The organism is Rhodococcus sp. EPR-157 (assembly GCF_001647195.1).
Classification (GTDB): Bacteria; Actinomycetota; Actinomycetes; order Mycobacteriales; family Mycobacteriaceae; genus Rhodococcoides.
Genome location: NZ_LVCV01000357.1, coordinates 1 through 4,516, shown reverse-complemented (window position 1 = coordinate 4,516; position 4,516 = coordinate 1). Strand labels below are relative to the sequence as shown.

5 protein-coding genes are annotated in these 4,516 nt (G+C 63.3%); 2 read left to right on the top strand and 3 right to left on the bottom strand.

All coding sequences use genetic code 11. From position 1 onward, the window contains the following. The coding region (locus tag A2J03_RS16455; protein ID WP_156520424.1) for an ABC transporter permease at positions 1–479 on the top strand (479 nt) is incomplete at its 5' end. A 38-nt stretch (positions 480–517) separates the two neighbouring features. On the opposite strand, the gene A2J03_RS16450 is transcribed toward A2J03_RS16455, so the two are convergent. After that, complete coding sequence (locus A2J03_RS16450; protein WP_068375929.1) at positions 518–1,042, bottom strand: CGNR zinc finger domain-containing protein; 525 nt, start codon at positions 1,040–1,042, stop codon at positions 518–520. Positions 1,043–1,068: 26 nt separating this feature from the next. Here A2J03_RS16450 and A2J03_RS31150 point away from each other — a divergent pair, with 26 nt between their 5' ends. After that, positions 1,069–1,239, top strand: coding sequence for a hypothetical protein (locus tag A2J03_RS31150; RefSeq protein ID WP_197480823.1), 171 nt, complete (start codon positions 1,069–1,071; stop codon positions 1,237–1,239). Here the strand turns inward: A2J03_RS31150 and A2J03_RS16445 are convergent. Both A2J03_RS16445 and A2J03_RS16440 read right to left on the bottom strand, forming a co-directional pair. Next, positions 1,236–2,501, bottom strand: a complete 1,266-nt coding sequence (locus tag A2J03_RS16445; RefSeq protein ID WP_068375932.1) for a class I SAM-dependent RNA methyltransferase — start codon at positions 2,499–2,501, stop codon at positions 1,236–1,238. The two genes, A2J03_RS31150 and A2J03_RS16445, sit on opposite strands and share 4 nt — an antisense overlap. A 2-nt stretch (positions 2,502–2,503) precedes the next feature. After that, positions 2,504–4,501, bottom strand: a complete 1,998-nt coding sequence (locus A2J03_RS16440) for an APC family permease (protein ID WP_068375930.1) — start codon at positions 4,499–4,501, stop codon at positions 2,504–2,506. Positions 4,502–4,516 lie beyond the last annotated feature (15 nt).

Genomic DNA, 4,516 nt, shown 5'->3' with positions numbered 1-4,516 from the left:
TTCCGATCTGGCGACCGTCACCGCTGGTCGGCGCACTCCTCGGAGATGTGGTCCGCTACTCGCTGGCGTCGGTGATTGTGCTGGTCCTTGGCCTGGTCATCGGCTTCCGGCCCGACGGCGGCATCGTCGGTGTCGTGCTCTCGATCGCGTTGCTGCTCGTGTTCTCGTTCTGCCTCTCGTGGGTATGGACGATGATCGCCATGATCGTCCGCACCGAAGCAGCCGTCATGGGCGTGTCGATGTTCATATTGTTCCCACTGACCTTCGCCAGCAACATCTTCGTGGATCCTCAGACGATGCCCGGATGGCTGCGAGCATTCGTCGAAGTCAATCCGGTCAGCTTTCTCGTCACGTCGATCAGGTCGCTGATGGACGGCGATCCCGATGCCACGAAATTGGCTGTGACTGCGGCGATGTGCGCGGGATTCCTGGTCGTCTTCGGTCCGATCACGATGCGTCTGTACAACCGCAAGACCTGACAGGAGCCCTCGGCTAGCCTGCTTGCCTACCCGGCTGCCTACCCCGCGCTTGCGCGCGCTCGGTGTCTGCGGACTGCGTCTCGATTCGAACACACGGTTCCGCAGTAGCGCTGGCGGCCCGTGCGCGATACGTCCGCGAACACCTTCACGCAGTCCTCGGCTGCACATCTCCCGAGCCGGTTCATGCCGCGACCGGTCAAATGTAGGGCGGTGCCGACGCTGACCAACGCTCGAATGACCGATCCGAGTGGGATGTTCGGATCGCGATAGTGCATGTGCCAGCCATCACCGGCGTGATTGGTCAGCCTCGGATAGGCCGACGCGCGCGCGAGCAGGTCGTTGAGAATGTCCGCGCGTGCTTCGTCGGTCTCCGCGTCCACGACCCTCACCCACTCGGCGAGGAACGCCGCGGCTTCGGTCGAGTCGGCGTCGGTGGGGACGGTATCGACCACCAGTCCCCCGTCGATGCAACGGCGTCCCAATTCGGCGGCCGAGTTCGGCGGGAAATTGAACAGGTCCACGCCCAACTGCACCGCATATGTTCCGTAAGGGTTGATATGCACAAGACCATTACATCACAGTGGTGTTCATGAACGCGTACACAACCACGACACCCACCCACCACCACTGCTGGACGACGGCGAGCCACCACCGGACAAGCGAAGGAACGATCAGCTACCAGCACTGCTCATGCGGCGCGCAGCGAATTCTCGCACCCGCACAAGAAGCGAACCTTCTTGCAGTCGTGGAAGCCGGCTAGCGGACGAAACGCCCGATGCACTCGACATGGTGGCTGAGCGGAAACGCGTCGAACGCTCGAACGTCGTCGAGGTGAAATCCTGCGTCCGCGTACAGCTTCGCGTCTCGTGCGAACGAGGCAGGGTCACACCCGATGTGCACGATCCGCTCCGGGCCACGAGCGGCTACTGCTGCGACGACGTCTTTGCCAGCCCCGGCCCGCGGCGGATCCAGGACCACGACAGAGGGCGCGGGTAGTGCCTCGACACTGCGCTCGACCCGCCCCGGGGCGAACCGTACCTGCGGCAGATCATCGAGTGCCTGTGCACCATCGGTGGCGGCTCGGCGCGAGAACTCGACGCTCACGACTCGGCCGGTCGGCCCGACACCGTCGGCCAGACTGGCGGCGAACACCCCGACACCGCCGTACAGATCCCAGGCGACGTCGCCGTCCTTCGCATCCGACCACTCGGCTACCACATCGCTGTACACCTGTGCAGCACCTCGATGCGCCTGCCAGAATCCGGTGGAGTCGAGCGCCCATTCACGGCCCGAGACGAACTCGTGCGCGCGTCCACTACCGATCACGGCCTTCTCGGCTCTCGGCTGCGCCGAGGCTGCACGACGTGCGGATGCGCCACGCCGTCCAGGGGATCGACGACCGGTGCGTGACAACGCTGCAGGAGCGATTTCGACGACGTGTCGATCGCCGGCACCATCGACGGTGACGGTCAGCTCCGAGCCCGGTCGCCACTGCGCGTCACCGAGACCGTCGTACGAACCAGCAACAGCCTGGGGGCACGCCAATTCGGGCAGGATCGTCGAGCTTCGATACCGGTGGAATCCAGCTCGACCTGCGCCGTCCACCGCTAGCCGAACCCTGCTGCGCCAGCCGGTTCCGTCTGCGGTGAGCGGAAGTTCCTCCACACTCACCTCGCGGTCGATGCCGGCGACCCTGCGCAGTTGCTCCTGCACCACGGCGGACTTCATCGCCCGACCCGCAGCAAGGGTCGTGTGCGAGTAGTCACAGCAGCCGGATCCGCCGGGGCCCGAAATCGGACACAACGGTTCGATGCGGTCCGTAGATCCCGTCACAATGTCGACGGCGTCCGCTCGGCAGAACGAACCTCCACGGTCTTCGGTCACCTTGGCGCGCACGACCTCCCCGGGCAATCCGTGTCGGACGAATATCACACGACCTTCGTGCCGAGCTACACAGAACCCTCCGTGGCCAGGGGAGCCGAGTGTCACCTCGAAGGTCTGACCGAACCAACTCTCGCTCATGGTCATCTTCCCGATGGGGGCTCGTAGCCTCGACGCGAGGCACCTGGTGCGTTCTCGATCGATTCGCGGCGCGCCTTTTCCGAGGACCGAAGCTGCCATGGAACAGAAGTCACCATCACGCCGGGCTGGAACAGCAGCCGACTCTTCAACCTCAGTGCGCTCTGATTGTGCAGGATCTGCTCCCACCAGTGACCGACGACATACTCGGGGATGAACACCGTCACCACGTCGCGCGGCGAGTCACGCCTGACCCGCTTGACGTAGTCCAGCACCGGTTTGGTGATCTCGCGGTACGGCGACTCCACCACCTTGAGCGGAACAGAGACGTCACTGGCCTCCCACTCCCGCACCAGAGCCCTGGTATCGGCCTCGTCGACGTTGACTGTGATGGCCTCCAATGTGTCGGGACGAGTGGCACGTGCATAGGCGAGCGCGCGCAGAGTCGGCATGTGCAGTTTGGACACCAGCACGATCGAGTGAGTTCGACTCGGCAACACACCGTCCCACTCTTCGTTCTCGAGTTCACGTGCCACCGTGTCGTAGTGCTTCCTGATCATCCGCATCATCACGAAGATCGCAATCATCGCCACGATCGCGATCCATGCACCGGCCGCGAACTTGGTGATCAGCACTATCACGAGCACCGTGGCGGTCATCGCGAGCCCGATACTGTTGACGATCCTGGAACGGAACATTCGACGCCGCGATTCCGGATCCTGCTCGGTACGCAGCAGGCGAGTCCAGTGCCGAATCATGCCTGTCTGGCTGAGTGTGAACGAGACGAACACACCCACGATGTAGAGCTGAATGAGCTTGGTCACCTCGGCTCCGAACACCACGACGAACGCGATGGCAGCACCGGACAGAAAGAGAATCCCGTTGCTGAACGCGAGCCGGTCACCGCGCGTGTGCAACTGACGGGGCAAGTAGCGATCCTGTGCAAGTACCGATCCGAGTACCGGAAATCCGTTGAACGCCGTATTCGCGGCCAGCACGAGGATCAACGCAGTGACGATCGTGATGAAGAAGAAGCCGATCGGGAAACCGGAGAACACCGCGTCGGCAAGCTGCGCGATCAGCGTCTTCGGCTGGTACCCATCCGGTGCGCCGACCAATTGTTCGGCCGGATCCATCGCGTACTTGATGCCGATCTTCTGGGCGAGAAGGATGATGCCCATCAGCAACGTGATGCCGATGACTCCCAGAAGAAGCAGCGTGGTTGCGGCATTGCGAGACTTCGGTTTGCGGAACGCGGGCACGCCGTTGCTGATCGCTTCCACTCCGGTCAGGGCGGCGCAGCCCGAGGAGAACGCGCGAGCAACGAGGAATGCGAACGCGATTCCGTACAGATGAGAGTCCTCCTCCACCAGCTCGAACGACGAGGATTCCGCTTGCAGATCCTCGCCGAACACGTAGACCCGCAACAGTCCCCACGCAAGCATGAGCACCATCCCGATCATGAACGCGTAGGTCGGAATCGCGAAGGCGGCGCCCGATTCCCGGATACCGCGCAGGTTGATCGCAGTGATGAGAACGATCGCGACCACTGCGAACGCGACCTTGTGTTCCGCGACGAGAGGGAGTGCCGAGCCGATGTTCGACGCGGCGGCCGAAATCGACACCGCAACGGTGAGCACGTAGTCGACGAGCAGTGCGCTCCCGACGGTCAAGCCTGCGGTCGGACCGAGGTTGACCGTGGCCACCTCGTAGTCGCCACCGCCCGACGGATACGCGTGGACGTTCTGTCGGTAGCTGGCAACGACGACGGCCATGACTACGCAGACGGCAAGACCGATCCAGGGAGTGAAGGCGTAGGCCGAGATCCCCGCCACAGACAGCACCAGGAAGATTTCCTCCGGCGCGTAGGCGACCGAGGACATGGCGTCCGAGGCGAAGACGGGAAGTGCGATGCGCTTCGGTAGGAGCGTGTGACCTAGCTTGTCACTGCGGAAAGGTCTACCTAGCACGAGCCGCTTGGCGGCGGTCGAGAGCTTGGACACGGTGAAAGCGTAGGC

Coding starts and splice junctions, on each gene's coding strand:
- A2J03_RS31150 (WP_197480823.1), top strand. CDS start 1,069: ATGAACGCGTACACAACCACGACACCCACCCACCACCACTGCTGGACG.
- A2J03_RS16445 (WP_068375932.1), bottom strand. CDS start 2,501: ATGAGCGAGAGTTGGTTCGGTCAGACCTTCGAGGTGACACTCGGCTCC.